Origin of the sequence: Desulfocapsa sulfexigens DSM 10523 (assembly GCF_000341395.1) — a bacterium.
GTDB lineage: Bacteria > Desulfobacterota > Desulfobulbia > Desulfobulbales > Desulfocapsaceae > Desulfocapsa > Desulfocapsa sulfexigens.
Window position 1 is genome coordinate 878,158 of sequence record NC_020304.1, and the last position, 19,482, is coordinate 897,639.

Annotated in this window: 16 protein-coding genes and 1 pseudogene; 9 read left to right on the top strand and 8 right to left on the bottom strand. The window is 48.1% G+C overall.

The window, feature by feature from the left end; genetic code table 11:
- Positions 1–126: 126 nt before the first annotated feature.
- The 7 genes from UWK_RS03790 to UWK_RS03820 all read left to right on the top strand — a co-directional run bounded on the left by UWK_RS03790 (position 127) and on the right by UWK_RS03820 (position 8,525).
- On the top strand, positions 127–2,106 hold the full coding sequence (locus UWK_RS03790) for a TonB-dependent receptor plug domain-containing protein (RefSeq protein WP_015403026.1): 1,980 nt from the start codon (positions 127–129) through the stop codon (positions 2,104–2,106).
- 129 nt (positions 2,107–2,235) lie between these two features.
- Entirely contained in the window at positions 2,236–3,093 is an 858-nt protein-coding gene (locus UWK_RS03795) for a sirohydrochlorin cobaltochelatase (RefSeq protein ID WP_015403027.1), read from the top strand.
- Positions 3,094–3,098: 5 nt separating this feature from the next.
- Complete coding sequence (locus UWK_RS03800) at positions 3,099–3,953, top strand: ABC transporter substrate-binding protein (RefSeq protein WP_015403028.1); 855 nt, start codon at positions 3,099–3,101, stop codon at positions 3,951–3,953.
- A gap of 4 nt (positions 3,954–3,957) precedes the next feature.
- Positions 3,958–4,572, top strand: a complete 615-nt coding sequence (locus tag UWK_RS03805; RefSeq protein WP_228130036.1) for a MotA/TolQ/ExbB proton channel family protein — start codon at positions 3,958–3,960, stop codon at positions 4,570–4,572.
- A complete protein-coding gene (locus UWK_RS03810) occupies positions 4,569–4,982 on the top strand; it encodes an ExbD/TolR family protein (RefSeq protein WP_015403030.1) in 414 nt (137 codons plus the stop codon). The genes UWK_RS03805 and UWK_RS03810 overlap by 4 nt, the downstream gene beginning before the upstream one ends.
- Before the next feature lie 6 nt (positions 4,983–4,988).
- Positions 4,989–5,654 carry an energy transducer TonB gene (locus UWK_RS18170; RefSeq protein WP_015403031.1) on the top strand — a complete coding sequence of 222 codons (666 nt, stop codon included), beginning with the start codon at positions 4,989–4,991 and terminating at the stop codon, positions 5,652–5,654.
- 357 nt (positions 5,655–6,011) lie between these two features.
- Complete coding sequence (locus UWK_RS03820; RefSeq protein ID WP_083907183.1) at positions 6,012–8,525, top strand: glycosyltransferase; 2,514 nt, start codon at positions 6,012–6,014, stop codon at positions 8,523–8,525.
- Between the two features lie 26 nt (positions 8,526–8,551).
- Here UWK_RS03820 and UWK_RS03825 read toward each other — a convergent pair whose 3' ends face one another.
- Both UWK_RS03825 and UWK_RS03830 read right to left on the bottom strand, forming a co-directional pair.
- Positions 8,552–10,408 carry an LTA synthase family protein gene (locus UWK_RS03825; protein WP_015403033.1) on the bottom strand — a complete coding sequence of 619 codons (1,857 nt, stop codon included), beginning with the start codon at positions 10,406–10,408 and terminating at the stop codon, positions 8,552–8,554.
- A gap of 56 nt (positions 10,409–10,464) precedes the next feature.
- Positions 10,465–12,366 (bottom strand): lysozyme family protein, encoded by a 1,902-nt coding sequence (locus tag UWK_RS03830; RefSeq protein WP_015403034.1) that lies wholly within the window; start codon positions 12,364–12,366, stop codon positions 10,465–10,467.
- A gap of 575 nt (positions 12,367–12,941) precedes the next feature.
- Between UWK_RS03830 and UWK_RS03840 the strand changes: the two genes are divergently transcribed.
- Positions 12,942–13,358, top strand: a complete 417-nt coding sequence (locus UWK_RS03840) for a TetR family transcriptional regulator C-terminal domain-containing protein (protein ID WP_228130060.1) — start codon at positions 12,942–12,944, stop codon at positions 13,356–13,358.
- Between the two features lie 69 nt (positions 13,359–13,427).
- On the top strand, positions 13,428–13,955 hold the full coding sequence (locus UWK_RS03845) for an Lcl domain-containing protein (RefSeq protein WP_015403036.1): 528 nt from the start codon (positions 13,428–13,430) through the stop codon (positions 13,953–13,955).
- A gap of 60 nt (positions 13,956–14,015) precedes the next feature.
- Here the strand turns inward: UWK_RS03845 and UWK_RS20115 are convergent.
- The 6 genes and pseudogenes from UWK_RS20115 to hcp form a co-directional block, all read right to left on the bottom strand.
- Positions 14,016–14,183, bottom strand: a pseudogene (locus tag UWK_RS20115) (substrate-binding domain-containing protein); the annotation flags it as partial.
- Between the two features lie 360 nt (positions 14,184–14,543).
- A complete protein-coding gene (locus UWK_RS03850; RefSeq protein ID WP_015403037.1) occupies positions 14,544–15,833 on the bottom strand; it encodes a multiheme c-type cytochrome in 1,290 nt (429 codons plus the stop codon).
- 423 nt (positions 15,834–16,256) lie between these two features.
- The gene (locus UWK_RS19245) at positions 16,257–16,403 is read right to left on the bottom strand and encodes an HPP family protein (protein WP_167320715.1); all 147 of its coding nucleotides are present in this window, start codon (positions 16,401–16,403) and stop codon (positions 16,257–16,259) included.
- Positions 16,404–16,510: 107 nt separating this feature from the next.
- Entirely contained in the window at positions 16,511–17,470 is a 960-nt protein-coding gene (locus UWK_RS18175) for a PAS domain-containing protein (protein WP_015403038.1), read from the bottom strand.
- Between the two features lie 53 nt (positions 17,471–17,523).
- Positions 17,524–17,694 (bottom strand): hypothetical protein, encoded by a 171-nt coding sequence (locus UWK_RS19250; RefSeq protein WP_153304816.1) that lies wholly within the window; start codon positions 17,692–17,694, stop codon positions 17,524–17,526.
- A 4-nt stretch (positions 17,695–17,698) separates the two neighbouring features.
- Entirely contained in the window at positions 17,699–19,333 is a 1,635-nt protein-coding gene (hcp, locus tag UWK_RS03860) for a hydroxylamine reductase (protein WP_015403039.1), read from the bottom strand.
- Between the last annotated feature and the right edge of the window lie 149 nt (positions 19,334–19,482).

The following is a 19,482-nucleotide window of genomic DNA, read 5'->3' on the forward strand; positions in this document are numbered from 1 at the left end:
AGAGATTCCCAGCCATATCTGTGGAATTAAAGGGCATCCCCGGATCAATAGTCTATTGGTCCGGGGATTTTTTTTGTCTTTTTGACAAACATCTCTTCGGGCATTTTATTCAAAAGAGGAAAGAAAATGACAAAAAGATATTATCCACTTCTCTGTGCACAACTTTTTACCATTGCGGTCGTACCAGGTATTTCTGCAGCAGAGACAAATTCCACAACACTGATGGAAGAAGTTGTTGTCACCGCCAGCCGAACAGAAGAGAGCAGGGCCACAGTCAGTTCGAATATCAGCATCATCAGCGAAGACGATATTCGCCAATCCGCATCAGACAATGTGGCTGATCTACTGGCCGAACAGTCCATTGCCACCATCAAGAAATATCCCGGAACACTCACATCCATTGCCCTGCGTGGCTTCTCAACTGACACCCACGGGAACGACCTTCAGGGACATGTTCTGGTTCTCCTCGACGGGCGCCGTGCAGGAACCGGCAATCTTGCAAAAATTCTTACTAAAAACGTAGCGCGAATCGAGGTTATTCGTGGCCCCGGAGCTGTACAGTATGGGTCGGCAGGAATGGGCGGAGTCGTCAATGTCATAACAAAAAGAGCAACTGACAATTCGATTTTCACCGAGGCCTACGGTGGATCCTTTGACACTGCTGAAGGAAGTATCGGTGGATCTTTCCTGAAAGATGGTGTTGATTTTACCGGTTCCTACACATACGGAACCACTGGCGACTATGACACAGGCAACGACGAGCACTATCGGAACAGCGGAATTAACTACGAAACCGGAATGAGTACCAATCTCGGCTATTCATTCTCAGAGCTAAACCGAATCGGACTGATTTTTACCCGTTTTGAGGTAGATGAAGCAGGGACCCCTGGTTTTCTGAACAGGAACGATCTGGATGACTACTCAAACAAAGAGAACTATTCCGCAGACCTCAATTTTGAAGGACAGTGTCCGCTGACAGAATCGAGAATTTTCGCCCGTTACTTCTTTGGCCAGGACGAAAACAGCTGGATGGATCCTACGGTTTCCAACCCCAGCGGCTGGAATGATGGGCAGCTGTCGAAAAACAAAACGGACCAACAGGGAGCACAATTTCAACTCAGCCGTGCTCTTGGCCTTGCGACTCTCACAGCTGGATTTGACTGGTTAGATTATGAAGTAGAAAACAGCTGGACACCAAACACAACTGAATACTCCAACTCTGCCATCTTTCTACTCAGCAGGCTCTCCTTCCTTGAAGATCGACTCAGTGCAAACATTGGACTGCGTTACGACTGGTATGATGTTGCAGTCACGAACCCGGCAGGGCACAATGCTGATGACAGCCATTTCACCCCTCAGTTTGGTGTCGCCTGGATGGTGAGCGATACATTGAAACTGAGAGCCCAATACGGAGAGGCCTTTATGATGCCTTCCGCTGACCAGATGAGTGCCGATTACTCCAGTTTTGGTTCAAGAGTCGTTGGAAATCCTGGTCTTTCCCCCGAAAAAAGTGCTACCTGGGAGGGCGGTGTGGATTATGGTCAGAATGGATTCACTGGATCACTCACCTATTTCCATACGGATTTCAAAGACAAAATTGTCAGTGATCCCCTTCTCGATGGATCAAGGAGTTGGAAAAACCTCGGCGATGCAACCATTTCCGGTATTGAAGCGGAATTTGCCTATGATATCGGCCTGCCACTTGGCCTGGCCTGGGAAGTCCGTCCTTATCTCAATATGACCATCCTTACCCGGTATGATGATGAGCAGAGCGGAGAGGATCTTCAAAATATCAGCGCCACGAATTATTCTGCAGGTGTCGTAGTCAACGACGGTGATGGAATCTTTTGCCGTCTCAATACTGCCTATTCTGGAAGCCAGAATATTAAGGACTATGAATCAGACTTTCCCTACCGGAATGGCACATTGGATTCTCATATCGTGACAGACCTGACAGCCTCCTATCGCTTCTATGAAGATTCACGTTTGGGTAGCTTTACTCTACGGGGCGAGTTACAAAATATCTTCGACCAGGACTACGCCTATGTCAAAGGATACCCCATGCCAGGTCGCGGTTTCTATGCCGGACTCCGCTGGGATTTTTGAGGCAGCGGGGAATGAAGCGAACATTTTGACTTGAAGCCCTGAAAAGAGTACATTCAGGGCTGCTGTCATTTACAATTTCACTCAATTTCCCAGCCTATAGATGGCGATGGATCAGCCAAAGGAATCAATATGCATCAGTATGGATATATCGGCCGCAAATTGCGCGTCCCGAAACTCAAGAACAAACCAGCCATTATCATGGTCACCTTTGGTACCAGCAGTCAGGCAGAAAGGCCACTGGGCCTGTTTCAGCAGCAGGTGGAAAAACAATTTGGGGAATACGAAACCTTCTGGGCGTACAGCTCAAACATCATCTGCAGAAAAAAGAAACTGCCGAGCCTGCAGCAGACCCTTGCAACTGTAGAGGCTGCAGGATTTCGTAAAGCTGTGGTTCAGCCCCTGCATATATTTCCGGGAACTGAGTATCAGCAGATGGCAGAGACCTGCGAATATTTCCCTGGCATTCGGGTTTTCCTCAGTGAAACCTTACTGCACCGCTGGAGCTTTGTTAAAGAGACCCTGGCCGTGGTTGAAAAGGAGTTTCTCGCTCCGGCAGAAGGCCTTAATATCCTGGCCCTCCATGGGACTCCCCTGGTTGCAGACCCGGTCAACAGCGGCTATCTCGGTCTTGAAAAACTCGTTACAGACCGCTACCCGAACGTGCTCGCCGCATCCCTTGAGGGAGTGCCTGACAGTGACGCGGTATTTGCCGGAATACAAAACAAAAATATGGCCGAAAAGTATCGACAGATAAAAATAATTCCCATGATGTACCTGGCTGGAATGCACGCTGAAGAAGACCTTATGGCCCCAAAGAAAGTTGATAGCTGGCGTGTTATCCTTGAATCCATGGGATTTGCTGTGGAATGTCCGATGGTTCAACATGGTAAAAAAGACTTTTTCAAGGGCCTTGCCTACTACCCGGAAATCATCTCATTCTTCACGGACCGATTGCAACGAACCCTTGAAATAGCTGAGACCTACTAAAGCACATGTACAGACAACTCTTTGTCTTTTTCTTTTTTGTCCTATGTCTCTTCGGATCTCCTGTACAGGGGGCCGATGTCACATATCCTCAGCGCATAGTCTCCCTGGGGCCAATCAATACCGAAAACGTCTTCCTTCTGGGGGCTGGTGATCGCCTTGTCGCCAATACCAGCTACTGCGTCCGCCCAGAGGCCGCTAAAGCCAGAGAAAAGATAGGTTCTGTAATGCAGGTTTCCATTGAAAAGATTATTGGGCTACAACCTGACCTGGTACTGGCAACCGGCCTAACCTCGATGCAGCAAATTAAGCAGCTGGAGTCCGTTGGCATTAACGTTGTTCAGTTCAAGCAGCCATCATCTTTAGCGGATATCTGTACCCAGTTCCTCCTCCTCGGCCAGCTCCTTGGCCTTGAAAACCGGGCAAAAGCGCTCATTTCTGAAACAAAGGAAAGACTGAATAATCTTGAGAAGAAAATTGCCGGGGCGCCACCGCAGAAGGTCTTTCTTCAGGTAGGTTCCCAGCCACTATTCTCCTCGGTACCAAGCTCCTTCACCAATGACTTTATTGTCCTTGCCGGCGGCAGTAACATCGCAGCAGATCAGCAAAAAGGTACCACAAATTATGAAAAAGTGATCGCTGCCAACCCCGATGTGATTATCATAGCCATGATGGGATCCGAAAGTGGTATTGCCTCAAAAGAACGTGAGCGATGGATGGAGATGCCTGTCATCAGTGCAGTGCAAAACAATCGGGTACATGTGATCAATCCTGACATCGCCTGCAGTCCTTCACCCGCGACCTTTACCGACACTCTTGAGATCATGGCCCGTCTGATTCACCCTGAACTCTACACCCCATAAAACCATGAGAATTTACGAAATCATCCAAAGCGGTGGCCCGGTGATGTGGCCACTGCTCCTCTGTTCCGTGACGGTATGCACCGTTGTTCTGGAACGCAGTTTCTTCTGGATTTCCATCCAGCGCAGACGTAACCGTAAGCTGACGGATGAAGTCCTGACTCTTGCAGAAAGTGCTGACTGGAAGCTAATCCGTGAAAAAGTAACCGGCTGTCAAGACCATATCATCCGACTGCTGGTGGTTGGTATTCTGCACAGAGATTATGATATGGGCCGGGCCATGGAAGCTGAGGCGAACTTGATGATTCAGCGAATGAACCGCTTTATGCCAGTACTGGATACCATGATCACGGTGGCACCTCTGCTTGGAATATTCGGAACGGTACTCGGAATCATCGGATCCTTTAAGATCCTTGGCAACAGTGGCATTGCCGATCCGAAGCTGGTCACATCCGGCATCGCCCAGGCACTCATCACAACTGCGGCAGGACTTGGCATCTCTATCATCGCGGTGATCCCCTACAACTACTTCAATACCCGAATAAACCGAGCAGTTCATGTGATGGAAAAGTATGCAACCAACCTGGAAGTGGTTTATGAAAAGCTGGACACCCCATCATGAAAATTAAAGCTCAAGCAATCAAGGCACCGCGTATCGAGATGCTGCCACTCATCGATGTTGTCTTTCTGCTACTGGTTTTCTTTATTTACGCAATGCTTTCCATGGCAGTGCATCGGGGAATGCAGCTTGATCTTCCGGAATCAACAGAGGCAACTGACAGTCATGAAAGCCCGTTTTCATTAACCATTCGTAGTGATGATAAAGATATGACACTTTTTCTCAATGAAAAACCTCTCCTCCTTTCTCAACTGGCTCAACATTTTGACTCAGTGGATACCAGCAACGGAAAAAAACCTTCAGTTCTTATTTTTGCAGACGAAAACATCAGCTACCAACAACTGTATCAGGTTCTCGATGAACTCAAAAAATGCGGGGTTTCGGATATTTCACTGCAGGCAAATCCGAAATAAGCTCCTGTGCGAAGATTTATCCCTGCCCTGATCCTTGCCCTTTGTCTCCACATCTTCTTACTGATATCAAGGTTTCCACACCTTCCAACACTTCCGCCACGTTTAACCGGGCAAGAAAGTGTTACCATCAGCCTCAGTCCAGGCAGCAGTGTTGAAAAGCAAACAGAAACCGTAACAAAAGAAGAGCAGAGGAACACCATTGAAAAACCTGAGAAGGACGAGGCCGCAGTGGAAACGTCTGAGAAAATAAATACTCACGACAAACAACCAGTCGTTTTAAAAAAAAAGGCTGTTCAGAAAATTGTCCACTCTCCCTCAGTCCCTGAACAGAAAAAGGCAGGGGTACAGAACAGTGCCAGACCGAGAGAGGAGAGTGAACTACCTGCTGTTCCCATCCTCGTAAAGGCCTCACCGCACTATGCAAGCAATCCAAAGCCGGAATATCCCGCACTGGCCCGCCGTCGCAACCAGCAGGGAACTGTTATGGTATCTGTAACTGTTTCAGAAAAAGGAGTTCCAGACAGGGTCAGCCTCCACAAAAGCAGCGGTTATCCACTGCTGGACAAATCTGCTCTGAAGGCAGTCACCTTATGGCACTTTCTTCCAGGAACGACAGCTGGCCATCCCGTTGCCACGGAGGTACTGATCCCGGTACATTTCAAACTTCATTAGCCCACATTTCTCATATGTCGTTAACCGGCAGTCCCGATAATTCTATAAACAAAGACTGTCAGGAAATGAATGGTGGAACCGTTCATCTACGGAAAGACACCATATCACCTTGAGACTTTAATGATAAATTTCTTAATAATTTTCATAAAAGTCCTGTTATTGCGCAAGAAATAACGACCTGATTGAGGTTATAGTTGATGGAAACTCTACTCTATATTATTGTCGACAAGCTACAAAAAGAAAGGCACCTCACTTGCCAGCGTAACCATTTGATACAAAAAGGGAAAAACTTTGCTTCGAGTAAACATTCTAATCTGCATTGTTGTTGCGCTAATCTGTACAGGTTTATGGGCCATTATGAACAGGCCCGGACAGGAGCCTGTCTGGCCGTCGCGGATACAGGGCTTTTCCTTTTCTCCTCTGCGAGAGGGCGACAATCCTTCTAAAGGCCAACTCCCCTCTGAAGAAGAAATCGAGGCAGACCTGGCCCTCCTTGCCAATAAAACAAACGCCATTCGTACCTATACAGTAAACGGAGTTTATGAAAGCATCCCGCGTCTTGCCTACAAACACAACATCAATGTTGCCCTTGGTGCCTGGCTCGACAAGGATCTCGAGAAAAATGAGAAGGAGATAGCACAACTCATAAAAATAGCCAGAGAAAATTACCGAAATGTTGTTCGTGTGGTAGTCGGCAATGAAACCGTACTTCGTGGAGACCTCACCGTAAAACAACTCAATTCCTACCTTGATCGGGTACAAGCGGCCCTTGACATACCTGTAGGTACAGCAGAACCATGGCATATCTGGATAAAAGAACCATCACTTGGAGAACATGTAGACTACATCGGAGCCCATATGCTTCCCTACTGGGAAGGAATAGAACTGCAGCGGGCAGTGGGACATGTCACAAACCGGACAAGTCTACTCATGGAAAAATTTCCAAACAAACCTGTAGCTATTATGGAAGTTGGCTGGCCCAGCAATGGCCGAACCATCGGCAGAGCCCAGGCCTCCCCCTCCAACGAGGCCACATTTCTACGACGTTTTCTCAAGCGCGCCGAAAAGGAAAAATACGTCTACTACGTAATGGAAGCCTTTGATCAGCCGTGGAAGCAGGCCAGCGAAGGAGCTGTCGGTGCATACTGGGGAGTTTACGACCTGAACCGGCATCCTAAGTTCCCCTTTGACGCAGCAATCATCAGTATTCCTGAGTGGAAGCTGTTGGCTGGTATTTCTGTACTGATCGCCTTTATGACTTCAGCCCTGCTCTTTATTGACAGTCGCTCTCTCAGCAGTCGGGGACGCGGCTTTCTGACCGTCATTGCCTTTTCAGCGGCGTCTATGGCGGTATTGATAATCTATAATTATTTTCATCAGTACCTCACTGTTTCCACCACACTAATCGGAGTGATGCTGGTAACCGGAATGACAGGAGTTGTCCTGGTTCTGCTGACAGAGGCCCATGAGTGGGCTGAGGCAACCTGGATCGCATATCCGCGCCGACCGTTCATACCAATAATAGTTCCCGACCAGGAGCTTCCCATGGTGTCGATCCATGTCCCAACTTACAACGAACCACCGGACATGATGAAAGAAACGCTCCAGGCTCTTTCACGGCTCGATTACCCGAACTTCGAGGTCATCGTCATTGATAACAACACCAAGGATCCGAATGTCTGGCAACCAGTCGCCGAATTCTGTAAACAGCTTGGGCCACGCTTCAGATTTTTTCATGAAGATCCCTTACCAGGATTCAAAGCCGGGGCACTTAACTTTACCCTTGCCAAGACCGCTCCCGAGGCGGAAGTTGTGGCGGTTATCGACAGTGATTACGCTGTAGAACCCCAGTGGCTTCGTGAGCTGGCTTCACAGTTCACCGATACCCTGGTGGCTATTGTCCAGGCACCACAGGATTATCGTGACAGCAAAGAGAGTTTGTTCAAGTCAATGTGTTATTCTGAATACAAGGGATTTTTTCTCATAGGCATGGTGACAAGAAACGAGCGTAATGCCATTATCCAGCACGGCACCATGACCATGGTCAGACGTTCTGTGCTCGAGGATGTCAACGGTTGGGCCGAGTGGTGTATCACCGAAGATGCAGAACTGGGACTCAGAATTTTCGAGAAAGGCCACAAGGCCGTCTATATTGCAGAGAGTTACGGCAAGGGCCTCATGCCGGACACCTTCAATGATTTCAAGAAGCAGCGTTTCAGGTGGGCATATGGAGCAGTACAGATTCTGCGACGTCATGCACAGGTATTGTTTCGTCATAGTGGCTCCGGACTTACCAGAGGACAGCGTTACCACTTTATTGCCGGCTGGCTGCCATGGATTGCAGACAGCGCAAACCTCCTTTTCACTCTTTCTGCCCTTGTCTGGTCCGTTGCCATGGCCCTGTTCCCGGATAAAATCGAATCACCGCTGCTTATCCTAACAGCCCTGCCTCTGACACTTTTCATCTTCAAGCTTGCCAAAATGCTCTATCTGTACCGCCAGCGGGTCAAGGCAAGTATTCTCCAGACTGTTGCCTCCGCCCTGGCAGGTCTTGCCCTGTCCCATACCATATCAAAAGCCATTCTGCTGGGATTTGTAACCTCCGGAATACCATTTGCCCGCACACCGAAAAATGCGGCTTCCCATGCCCTGCTGCGAGCGTTACAATCGGCAAGGGAAGAAGCCCTGATCATGCTGGCTCTATGGCTTTCCGCCTATTCCGTCATGGTTATACCAAGGATGTACAATACGCCGGACACCCTGGTCTGGTTCACTTTTCTGCTCGTGCAGTCTATTCCCTACATGTCTGCAGTTTTCATGGCTATTATAAGTAGTTTTTCCACCCGTAAAAATGAGGAAATCACCCTGTAAGATCAGGATCACTTGATTCCGAAGACTTATTCAGTGAGTCCGTGGGTTGAGTCGCTCTTTGTTCCCTCCAACACAATCTGCCCAGTGCTGGAGACGCCAGCACTTGGAGATAAAACATGCTGCTTTCCCTGAAAGATGTCTATTCCCACCGTCAAGAAGCTATCCAGCCAGGTTGTGGAAACCAAGCACTCCGGTGAATTCTCACCACCTTTACAGACATGGACCACATCCTGCTCATCCACGACAAAATGCATCCCCCACAACGGACGAACTGCGCCATCCTCCATCGTCCCGGAATACTCAAGTATGGTCCTCTCATTGATGCCAAGAAGTTTCACTATTTTTCCAGGTAGCTGGTAAAGGGGAATGGTACCCATATCCAGAGGACCCCGCCGTCCATCTATCACGATCAATGGAGTGGTTACATAAGTCAAAAACATTTCCGGGGTAAACTGATCCCTTGTTCCTGTCAGGGTTTCTGCCTCAACGAAGCCTCTATACCCGCCGCCAAGAAAAGGCAGATGGTCACCGAAAGCAACAATGATGCCATCAGGATCTCGGACTCGAAGATCTTCAACAAAATCCATCAACTCTTTCGACTTGTAATACATGGCATTGGCATAGGATTCAATCTCCGGTGTTTCACACCCTTCCTCACAGCGAACAACCTGCGGTCTTGACTGGTTCATCGGGTAAAGCTTTCCGCCAGCCCAGTGGCCAAAATAGGTAATAATATAGCTGAGCACAGGTTTATCTGGATCATTACGATTATCGAGCTTGTCGATTACCTGGCGATACAGAGATGAATCTGAAAGAAAACCCAGGTTCATGTCATCAAGATTGAAATCATTAATTGACCAATAGGTATCAAAACCGATCCTTCGATATGCATTGATCCTATTCCAGAAAGAGGCGACATTGGGATGAGAAGCCACACTGTCATAACCGTATCCCTTAAGAATGTCAGGCAGGCACGGCGCATCATTGGACATACGCCGCTCGAACTTGACATCATCATAAACCACGGGAAAACCGCAAAGACTTTCAAATTCAGCATTAGCGGTATACCCCCCGAACACCGGACTCATAATGGCAGAATTGCCGGTGGCCTTCCACATCTCTCTGAATCTGGGATCAAGGGGATCACGGTCAAAATCGATTGCCTTCAACCCTAAGGGATCCCAAAATGACTCAAGAAGGATAAAATGCACATTTCTCGGTGGAGGAGCCGGGGTACTCGCAGGAGTCGTCTTGCCAAGCAGGGCTTCAGAAGCGGCAAGTGCTGTTTTCCTATCCGGTGCCTGTTCGGAATCCCTGAAGAAACGTGCGGTCTCCTGGAGAGAATAAAGAGCTGCTCCCCGCCGCAGATAATTCTCCCGCTGATTCCAGACACTGTTGCCAAAACGTTTATCCAGATCTGCCACCACAGCTTCAGGATAAAATTTCAAACCAGCAGACAGGAGAATCGTTACGATCAAGACCATCCATGCAACCCGGCTGCGGAAGTGAAAATTAAAAACCAGAAATCCTATCAAGGAAACCAGCGAACCAATAACCAGATAATAACGCCAACCGTCGAGAATCAGTATAAGTGATCTTAATGCATACACATCATCCGGCACCATCGGACCACCAAAAAACGACAGTTTGGCTGCATTGCCTACATAGAGAATGGCAATAAAAAGCCATTGCAGAGCGATGAATGCCCAGCAACGGCGGGACAGAAAAAAGAAGAGGTAGGAAATACCAAGCACAAGAGTAAAATCGACGTAAATGGCCTGCCGAAAGACAGTCACACCGAAAAAGCTGGAACTGACCACATACGCCAAAGCGTAACCAATTATTGTGGAAAGAGTAGGTAGGAACAAAATAAGAATTCGCATTGTATTAATGGGTTAGATATGAGAAAAGTGGAATCGAGGAAAATGGAGCTTTACTTTCAATTAACCGGAAGGCATGTAACCTGGCTTGTCCAACCCCTTCCCTGTGCCTGGTCGTACTTTACAAGGAAGAGCTCTTCACTCTGGTACAATTGTTTTTTAAGATACCGTTTCGGGAGTTTATTTAACTGACTGGGACCACCATTGTAAAGTGCATATAACCAAACAGCGAGAAAACGTTTTCCAGAAGCAGTCCCAAGCGTAACAGGTGGTTTTTCTTTATGAATATACTTATTAAGATAGAGAATCAGGATTTCCGCCCCAGCCAGGGCATTATAGCGGACATTCCAGCGCAGTTGTTCTCTATCGTATATACCGCGCCAGACCCGCTCATTGATCTGCATCAGACCCACCGAGGTTTGATTATAGGAGAGCAGATAGGTAACCTTATCCCGTTCAATGTGAAACTGTCGGAAACAGCTCTCCTGCCAGGCAGTGGCCCGTAACATAATTCCAAACCATTTTCTGTCAACAACTGCTGGCAGATTCAGATTTTTATGTTCCTTCACCGTTGCCTCCTCAAGAACCTTACTCACTTTTTGTAGTAAAATATCATGAGGGGTTGTTTCTGCTGTCCAGCCACGAATCTCATTCAGGGCAGGCATCTTGAATTCACCGGCCCATGCCTCTGCACACCCGAGAAGCTCCCATATTCTCCAGCCAGGGGGAATGGGCAACATGGACGTTGGCTGGTCTTCCTCTCCTTGATCAACCTGATCCGGTTCATCTTCCTGGATTGGAACTTCCAGCGGCTCACCCAAGCCCAAAATCTTCCGCAACAGACTGTTAACTTCAGGAGTTTCCTGCAGCTGCCCAACAGGGTCAGAACTGATCATTTCCGCTAGACGATAAAAACCGTCACGGCTGATTTCAATACCTATCGCCGGTCCAACACGATCGAGCGCAACCAGGGCGTCGGTGGCAGTAAAAAAGGCGAGGTAGCCGAGCAGGTTATCCGATGAAGAATCTGTAAGATGCCTGCGAAACACTCTTTCCATTTGTTGCCAGCTCCAGACAAACTGTTCCCGGATAAAATTGCTGGTTAGCTTTTCCTCTCTCAAGGCCTCTTCAAATTGATAACGCACCGTCAACAGGGTATCCATCAGAACGGACTGTTCATCATGGGTTAAAGGCTGGTCAGAGAGCTGACTGATAAGATATATTAAAAGGTTATCCCATGTCTGCCACAACTCCATGGTCCTCGCCAGCGCTTCCGGACTGGCAACCAGACCGACCCGACTTTCTTCAAATGTCTCCACCTCGCAAAGAACATCGATCCGAAGGCCTTCGGCAATGACAATCGGTTGCTGTGGCCGCATACCTGCAAGAAAGCGGATGGCAGCATCCTGGTGTTCAAATGGAAACAGGGGGAGCAGAAAACTTTTCAGGTCTCTAACAGGTGGGGACAGATCGATTGTGATCTGTTGCAGATAAGGGTGCAGATAGCCCTTGATCTGATCAAAGACAAGTCCCGCAAGTTTCGGGGGCTGCCCGTCTTTGTCCAGGAGACTGGAATCTAGGATATCAAACGAGAGTTGCCACTGTTCATCAATACGGGGACGCTGCTTAATAATGACAGTACCTTCCCACTCAAGTGGCGCCAGGCAATAGTCACCAAACCCTGTCCCCAACTTGAGGCGGACAGCTGTCTGAAATCGCAAAAAATCCCGATCAACTCCTATCTCCGGTGCAGAAAGGAAAACCCGATTGCAGCCCCCTGGTTCGTCTACAACAGTTGCGGTCTCACCCGGTCCGGAATAGGCCTCCTGAACGATAAGAGCACGTAAAAGTGGAAAATCGATACTAATGGGAATACTGACACTTTCACAGCGGGCAAGTTGCACTGGAAGAGTGAAGGAAACTATCACCCAGACAATCCAAAGAATTGATCGTGATTTCATTCTGTATCCTTCTTTACTGGAGCTTGGAGTTTCAGTCTACCTGAAAAAGTTAAGGCTTTTGCATGGTGAAAAACATCATATACATTAAAAACTACTAAGACATTGAGGTGCATTGCAAGTAGCGGTAGCCACATCTTCAAAAGAAGATTTTTGACTATTATTCTGGAGACCACTACAGAAGACAAGAAATACCTGAGTATTGCCAGAATTTTATTTGAAAGTATCACATTTCTTACCAGAATTAAACTGGAGAAATTATTCCATTTCATCAGTATGGCAACAAGGATTCGTCAATCAGATGTTTTTATGCCAGCTAGAAGAAGGAATTGAGAAAAATCTTGCTTTATGAGATTCCACCATCTATTATGTACCAAACGGTCAGTTTATTTTACTAATGGATTCATCATGCCCACTAAAGGTCAAGAGACTCGTAAACACATCCTGACAGAGAGCCGTAAGCTCTTTACTGTCCAGGGATTTCAAAACACAAGCATCAGTGAAATAATTGCTGCGACAAGGGTAAAAAAGGAAATCTCTATTACTACTTTCCCAGCAAAGAGGAACTCGGCTTGGCCGTGCTGATTGATGCCAGGGATGAATTTTTCCATATTCTGGAAAACTCTCTGACCGGAGAAACCCCGATTCTCAGAATAATCAACTCCTGTAATTCAGTCATGGAACTCATGCAGCAAACAAACTTTGTCGGCGGTTGCCTGTTTGGTAATACGGCCCTGGAGATGACAGATTCCAACCCCAGATTCGGAGAAATTATACAGGAAATTTTCACCCACTGGACAACCAGGATAGAACAGCAGGTACTGCAGGCAACTGACACTGGAGAATTCAAAAGTGAAATACCATCCCATTCCCTGGCAACTGCCATTGTTTCCATGCTGGAAGGAGGGATCATGTTTTCACGGGTCTATGGCAACAAAAAGGGACTCGAAGACTGTATCCTGGCCATCCGTTCCTTTCTGAAATGCCGAAGGTAGTTTTTTTGCACCAAAAATTGTACCGTCTGGTCGGTACACATCAAACATTCGCCTTACAGGAGGTGTATCATGGAAGACAGTAACACTAAGAACCTGCAAAAAAAGTCAACACGCGCTTGGCCTCAAACAGGAGCGTCCAAAACCGTATTGCTCGCCTTTGTCATCCTGACGTTCTTTCTCACTAGCGGCTGCAGCAGCTTTTCCAAGCAGTCGGTGACAGACAGTCCCTCAGCCAGCTCCAGGCTAATTGCTGTAGACAATGATCTTTGCCAGGACACTAAAACTGGACAGATGTGGCAAGTAGAAAGAAGCAGGACTCTGAGATCACTCGCTGCTGCTCAAAACTACACCGAAACTTTACAAGCAGGCGGGTATCATGACTGGCGTCTGCCAACGGTCGCAGAACTCTATGAGCTCTATATTATTTTTGACCTCCACGAAAATGGAAACTGCACCCTGCAGGCAGAAGGAACCTACTGGTCGGACGAAGAAGACCTTCAGGGGCGCGTTGGCAGTTGGGAACTCGATGCCAATTGTGACCCTGAACGGCAGTTTTTCCCCAAAAAAAAGGGATGGGTCCGCGCCATTCGCCCTTAAGCGGAATAGCTCAATACGAAATGACCGAGAACATTTTCGTATTAAAAAAATAACCACCAGTTGGTTTTCCCAATATGTTTTTACCGCGGCAGGATCAACATAACCAGCTTTCACCAAGGCGTTCATCCATTTGTTGTTGGCAGACAAGAAATAATCAGCTGACATAAGCTCTTCTGGGATTCTTTTTGCAAGTAGCCCAGAAGCCGGGCAGATATAATTCAATTGCATGTTTTACTTTGCGGCTGATGAGGGAGGGGAAACAAAAAAGGATGGAAAAAATGAGCAGAAGTGCTTTTCCGGCAAGATGCAGTTGTTGTATCTATTTACTCCTCCAATTATTGTAGTTCCTTCGCATAAAAGATAAAATATCATTGATATCGTGAACTGAAGTGAAGTAAAAACACCCATTTTTCTACTATTGAGCATGTTGAGCATTTTGTGTTTTATTTCTCAAAAGAGCGTAATTTTCTGTAGAGGTTTTATGTACAGGAAAATACCGTAGCTGCTCAAAAATTACTGTAAACACAAAAAAAAAGGCTGCTATCGAACAACAACAGCAGCCTTCCATCTCACATATCCTGTACGGTCTTATTTCTTATGCGTCGCCCTCATAGTGCGGGCAAGTTCTTTTATCTCACCAAGATCTTTGGTCATCTCGTTCCAGCCATACCAATAGGCATAGTCAGGATTGACATGGAAGAAACCTTGATAGGCCCGCATCCGGTGTTTCATATACATCTGCACTAGAACCTGGTCGATGTAGGAGAGTTTATCCAGATCCTTATCCCAACGTTCACCATTGGTATGCATGAAAGTCAGGAGGAACGGATAGTTTGCCGGATAGTTTGCCGGTTTTTCTATGATGCCCTCTTCATAAAGAGCCGCAACCGTGGTAATAGCCTCAGCCATTAACCGATCGGCTTTCATCATAATAGAGTCGCCCATGTCAAGCTGTTCCTTGGCATAGCTTGCAGAATGACACTGCTGGCAGGTTTTCAGCATCTTGTCACGTTCCTTCTGCCACGACTCCTGGTCAAGCTTGGCCATACGTACGGCTTTAACTGCATCCAGGATCGGTGTGGGGGCTCCGGTCTTGGGATCAAGCACGCCAAGAGCCTTCAAAATAGTGACACGATCATCTGCAGCCTGTTTGTCATCGGGCAAAGGCAGGCGGACACCGAGGAACCCCCAGGCGGTTTCATTGTGGTGGGTGCCTTCCGGTAAATGACAGGTCTGACAGGTGGGAGCGGCAGCGTCGGCGGGCAGATCACCGTTCTGCTTGGCGAACCAGCGCATTCCGTGTTTGGAGCTTGACCACATCTCCCACTGGGGATGATCGTAGCCCATATGACACTGCTGGCAGGCCCTCGGATTCTGAGCCTCTTTTTTGGAGAAGGAATGCCTGGTATGGCATTCATCGCATGAATTATTCTGGTAACGGTAGCCTTTGGCTACCTGTTCCTTTTTCTGCTCCTCAGTTTTTATTCCCATATTGTGACAACCACCACAGCCGCGCCCACCCTCGATCAGCTCATCAGGGGCGGCATGGGTGGCTGGAATAGCATTCAGCGATGTCCAGCCAAAATTATGCTTGCCGCTTGCGAACTCGTTGAACTGCTCCTCATGACACTCGGCACAGACATGCTCATCCGGTAGCTTTGCATTTTTGTAATCCTCTGCGGTCTTATGCTCCTCGCCATGGCAGGTGGAACAGGTCACTTCTCCGCTTTCGGCATGTTTACTTGATTGATAATCCTTGACCATAGCTGGTGACACTTTGGTATGGCAGTCGATGCAGGCATCACCGGCTGTGGCAAAGTTTACCGACAGCAGTAAACCTACTGTAGCGGCTATTGCCACAAAGTTTTTTTTTCTCATTTGTTACGTTCCTCCCTTTTAGGTATGAAATATGTGAGACAAAATATAAAAAAATAACTGAACACACTGGGAATTCCCTTGAGTTACATCAAAATATCAAAGTCTCTCCCTGTGGTTAATAATTCCGCGTGACGAAATCGACATACTCTCTCCATAATCTTGGTGGATCCAGAATTTGAAAATCGATCTCCCTTCCTTGATTATCTGATAGCGTGATTATGTTACAGACCCTGACAGAAATGGATATTGTCTGGTTGCTGGTAAGTATCAGTTTTATGGGGGCACGTGTCTTCTCATCAAACTGATCTGGAAGACCACTTGCCCTGAAGCTTGAACACGTAATGTTGCCTATGGTGCACTTATAATAAAATCTGCTGTCGGAAATCCTTATGGACAATTTTTTTGTGCTCACCGCCAGTTCCTTCAATACCAGAATTCCGGGTATTGCCTTCTGGCGGACAAGTTATTGACCAGCAAGCCGATAACCAGCATGATTAATGTCCCCAGTCCCCCAGAAATGAAGGCATACAGATATCCAATATCATGAGTCTTATTGCTGTCGATGATCATAACCATGCCACCTTGGAACAGCCACGCAGCCTCTTCCCTGAAAAATTCATCTCTGGTAAGATGTCGATAGCACCAGCATCACCTTTTGGTGTTTGTATTTCACCAGCTTACCAGTCCAGCAGCCGTTTGTTTCCTTCGATTTTCTGAATCGCCCCGATGGCCTGGGTAACCTCCAGGACACCCATATAGACACCGTCATCATCGTAAACGGGGAAGTAGCGGATCAGGATCTTATCCTCCTTGAAATCGATCCAGAACTCAGCCTTGTCACGAGTTTTATCTTTAAAGCTCTGGACGATTTTGCGGACAGTGTCGACGGAATGGGCTGGGTGACATTTTTCCACCTTGCGGCCAATGACTGATCGGGTGCGCGGAAAGAGCTTTTCCTTGTCCAGTCGGTTGAAGTAGGCAACACTGTTCTCAGCATCAACAAAGGTCACCTCAAAGGGCATGGCCTCCATGATGGCGTCAAGCTGTTTGTAGCTCAGACCTTCGATCAGCTTTTTACGCCGTTCATCTGTTTTTTCTACCTCCAGAACCATCTGCTGGAATTTTTGCCAGGCATCTGGGCCGTAGGTCTCGGAATTAATAGATGCAAAAGAGTTGATGAGGTATTCGTTGTCGCCCTCCTGCATGAGTTTGCGACCCATGGGGTAAAGCACATCATTTTCTTTCCAAATATGGTCGGCTCGGATACGCAGGTAATCCTCCGCCTCCTGACAGAAGCTATTCTGCTCGGTGGTGGATATGGTATTAAGGGTACCAAGCTTCATGAGCATAGAGGAGAGCAAGTTGCGCTCGGCATCATGTTCCATGAGCATTACCGCCAGAGGCCCGCCATTTCTGGGCACTCCACGCTCTTCCATCAAAGGGAAAAGATTTTCCTCCTCTTTCTTGTTGTGGATCTTATCGCCGAACTCCAAGAGAAAATCAACGGCCCGCCGCAGTTGCACCAAATCACACCGCCCCTCACGCAGTTTTGCCAGTTGTTCTTTGAGGACCGCCATGGCCCGTTCGATCATTTCATGTTCGGCGATTAAGTACTCATCCCATTCTGTAATATTCATAGTGTGCCTCATAAAAGAAAAAGTTCGTATAGCAATACTATGTGAAAACCCGTTCACATGGAAGAAAAAAAATAACCTCTATTCCTAACCCGGATTTCACACAAGTCGGGATGACCATAGATGCGAGGAACGAGCATCGAACATTCGGCTAGTAACCTGGAGAAGTCGCCAAACCCCCTGACATTATGGCTGTCATACCGGGCATAGTCGCTTTTCCAGGCCACGCCCTTATCCTAAAATGGCCTTCAGGTCTTCATCTGGGGTGGAGATGGGCATGATATTGAAGTTCTCCACAAGGACATTTAGGACATTCGGGGTAATGAATGCCGGTAGACTGGGTCCGAGGCGGATATCCTTGATGCCCAGAGAGAAGAGGGACAGCAGGATGACCACAGCCTTTTGCTCGTACCAGGAAAGAACCAGTGACAGGGGCAGATCGTTAACCTCGCAGTCAAAGGCACCAGCCAGGGCTACGGCAATCTGGACTGCAGAATAGGCGTCATTGCACTGTCCCACGTCAAGAAGACGGGGAATACCGCCGATATCGCCGAGCTTCTTGTCAAAGAAGCGGAATTTTCCGCAAGCCAGCGTCAAAACCATGCAATCCTCCGGCACTTTCTCCACCAGTTCGGTGTAGTAATTGCGACCCGGCTTGGCACCGTCACAGCCGCCCACCAGGAAGAAATGGCGGATGGCCTTGGCCTTCACCGCACCGATGACTTTGTCAGCTACACCTAACACGGCGTTGCGGGCAAAACCGACCATGACAGAACCATTGTCAACCTTATCGGTAAAGCCATCCAGGGCCAGGGCACGATCGATAACAGCGCTGAAATCCTTTTCCCCGCTGCCTTCAACATGGGCCACGTCAGGCCAGCCTACCAGGCCGGTGGTAAAGACGTTGTCCTTATAGGAATCCGCCGGCTTCTGGATGCAGTTGGTGGTAAACAGAATGGCTCCCGGGAATTCGGGCATCTCCTTCTGCTGGTTCTGCCAGGCAGTACCATAATGACCGTAAAAGTGCGGATATTTCTTTAGCTCCGGATAGCCGTGGCAGGGCAGCATTTCGCCGTGGGTGTAGATGGTAATCCCCTTGCCCTCGGTCTGTTTGAGCAGCATATCCAGATCTTTCAGGTCATGGCCGGTTACCAGAATACACTTGCCGGGAATATGGCCCAGGGGTACCTCAGTGGGTACCGGATGGCCATAGGTGCCGGTGTTACCCGCATCAAGAAGCTCCATGGCCTTAACATTCACCTCACCGGTCTTAAGTGCCATGGCCACCAGGTCATTTAGCTCCATCTTGCTGGTAATGGCAGCCATGGCCTCATGGATGAAGGCATAGACCGCATCGTCTTCTTTACCAAGGATGGCAGCATGGTCTGTGTAAGCGGCCAAGCCGCGAAGTCCATACATAATAATCTGCTTCAGGGAACGCAGGTCTTCATTGGCATCAAGGCCGGGGATGAAGTCCAGCGCCTTGCCCTGATCTTCAAGACCGGCAAGGCTGTCAGCGGGAGAGAAAGACAGGGCGGCAGCCGAGCTGGTCACCGTACCGCCAGCCGCTTCGACCTTAGCTCTCAGCTCGTCACGCAGGGTAATGGCCTCTCTGATCAGGGTCTCGAATCTGGCTGGATCGAAGTCAACGTTGGTGAGACAAGAAAAGATCGCTTCACAGGTGAAACGATCAACCCTGTTATCAACTACACCCACCTGACGTCCGGCATGGGCAACAAGAGAAAGTCCCTGTACCGCGTGGGTCAACAAATCCTCAAGGCCGGCGACCTCATCATTTTTTCCGCACACTCCTATCTTGGTGCAGGCAATACCCTTTACTGTCTGTTCACACTGGTTACAAAACATGCTAAATCTCCTCTATAAAATGGGGACATAAATAAATATGGTACAGTGACGGTCACGTCATCCTTCATTTATTTTCCTGATTACCACTCCTCCTCAGCCTACCCGGCTGAGGAGGAGTTTTTTCGTGTTGATGATATGGGCATCTGCGG

Bases quoted from the DNA above. Each gene is read 5' to 3' on its own strand.
- hcp (WP_015403039.1), bottom strand. From the start codon at position 19,333: ATGTTTTGTAACCAGTGTGAACAGACAGTAAAGGGTATTGCCTGCACC.
- UWK_RS18175 (WP_015403038.1), bottom strand. From the start codon at position 17,470: ATGAATATTACAGAATGGGATGAGTACTTAATCGCCGAACATGAAATG.
- UWK_RS03850 (WP_015403037.1), bottom strand. From the start codon at position 15,833: ATGAGAAAAAAAAACTTTGTGGCAATAGCCGCTACAGTAGGTTTACTG.
- UWK_RS19245 (WP_167320715.1), bottom strand. From the start codon at position 16,403: ATGATCATCGACAGCAATAAGACTCATGATATTGGATATCTGTATGCC.
- UWK_RS03830 (WP_015403034.1), bottom strand. From the start codon at position 12,366: ATGAAATCACGATCAATTCTTTGGATTGTCTGGGTGATAGTTTCCTTC.
- UWK_RS03845 (WP_015403036.1), top strand. From the start codon at position 13,428: ATGGAAGACAGTAACACTAAGAACCTGCAAAAAAAGTCAACACGCGCT.
- UWK_RS03790 (WP_015403026.1), top strand. From the start codon at position 127: ATGACAAAAAGATATTATCCACTTCTCTGTGCACAACTTTTTACCATT.
- UWK_RS03810 (WP_015403030.1), top strand. From the start codon at position 4,569: ATGAAAATTAAAGCTCAAGCAATCAAGGCACCGCGTATCGAGATGCTG.
- UWK_RS03805 (WP_228130036.1), top strand. From the start codon at position 3,958: ATGAGAATTTACGAAATCATCCAAAGCGGTGGCCCGGTGATGTGGCCA.
- UWK_RS03820 (WP_083907183.1), top strand. From the start codon at position 6,012: ATGAACAGGCCCGGACAGGAGCCTGTCTGGCCGTCGCGGATACAGGGC.
- UWK_RS03825 (WP_015403033.1), bottom strand. From the start codon at position 10,408: ATGCGAATTCTTATTTTGTTCCTACCTACTCTTTCCACAATAATTGGT.
- UWK_RS03800 (WP_015403028.1), top strand. From the start codon at position 3,099: ATGTACAGACAACTCTTTGTCTTTTTCTTTTTTGTCCTATGTCTCTTC.
- UWK_RS03795 (WP_015403027.1), top strand. From the start codon at position 2,236: ATGCATCAGTATGGATATATCGGCCGCAAATTGCGCGTCCCGAAACTC.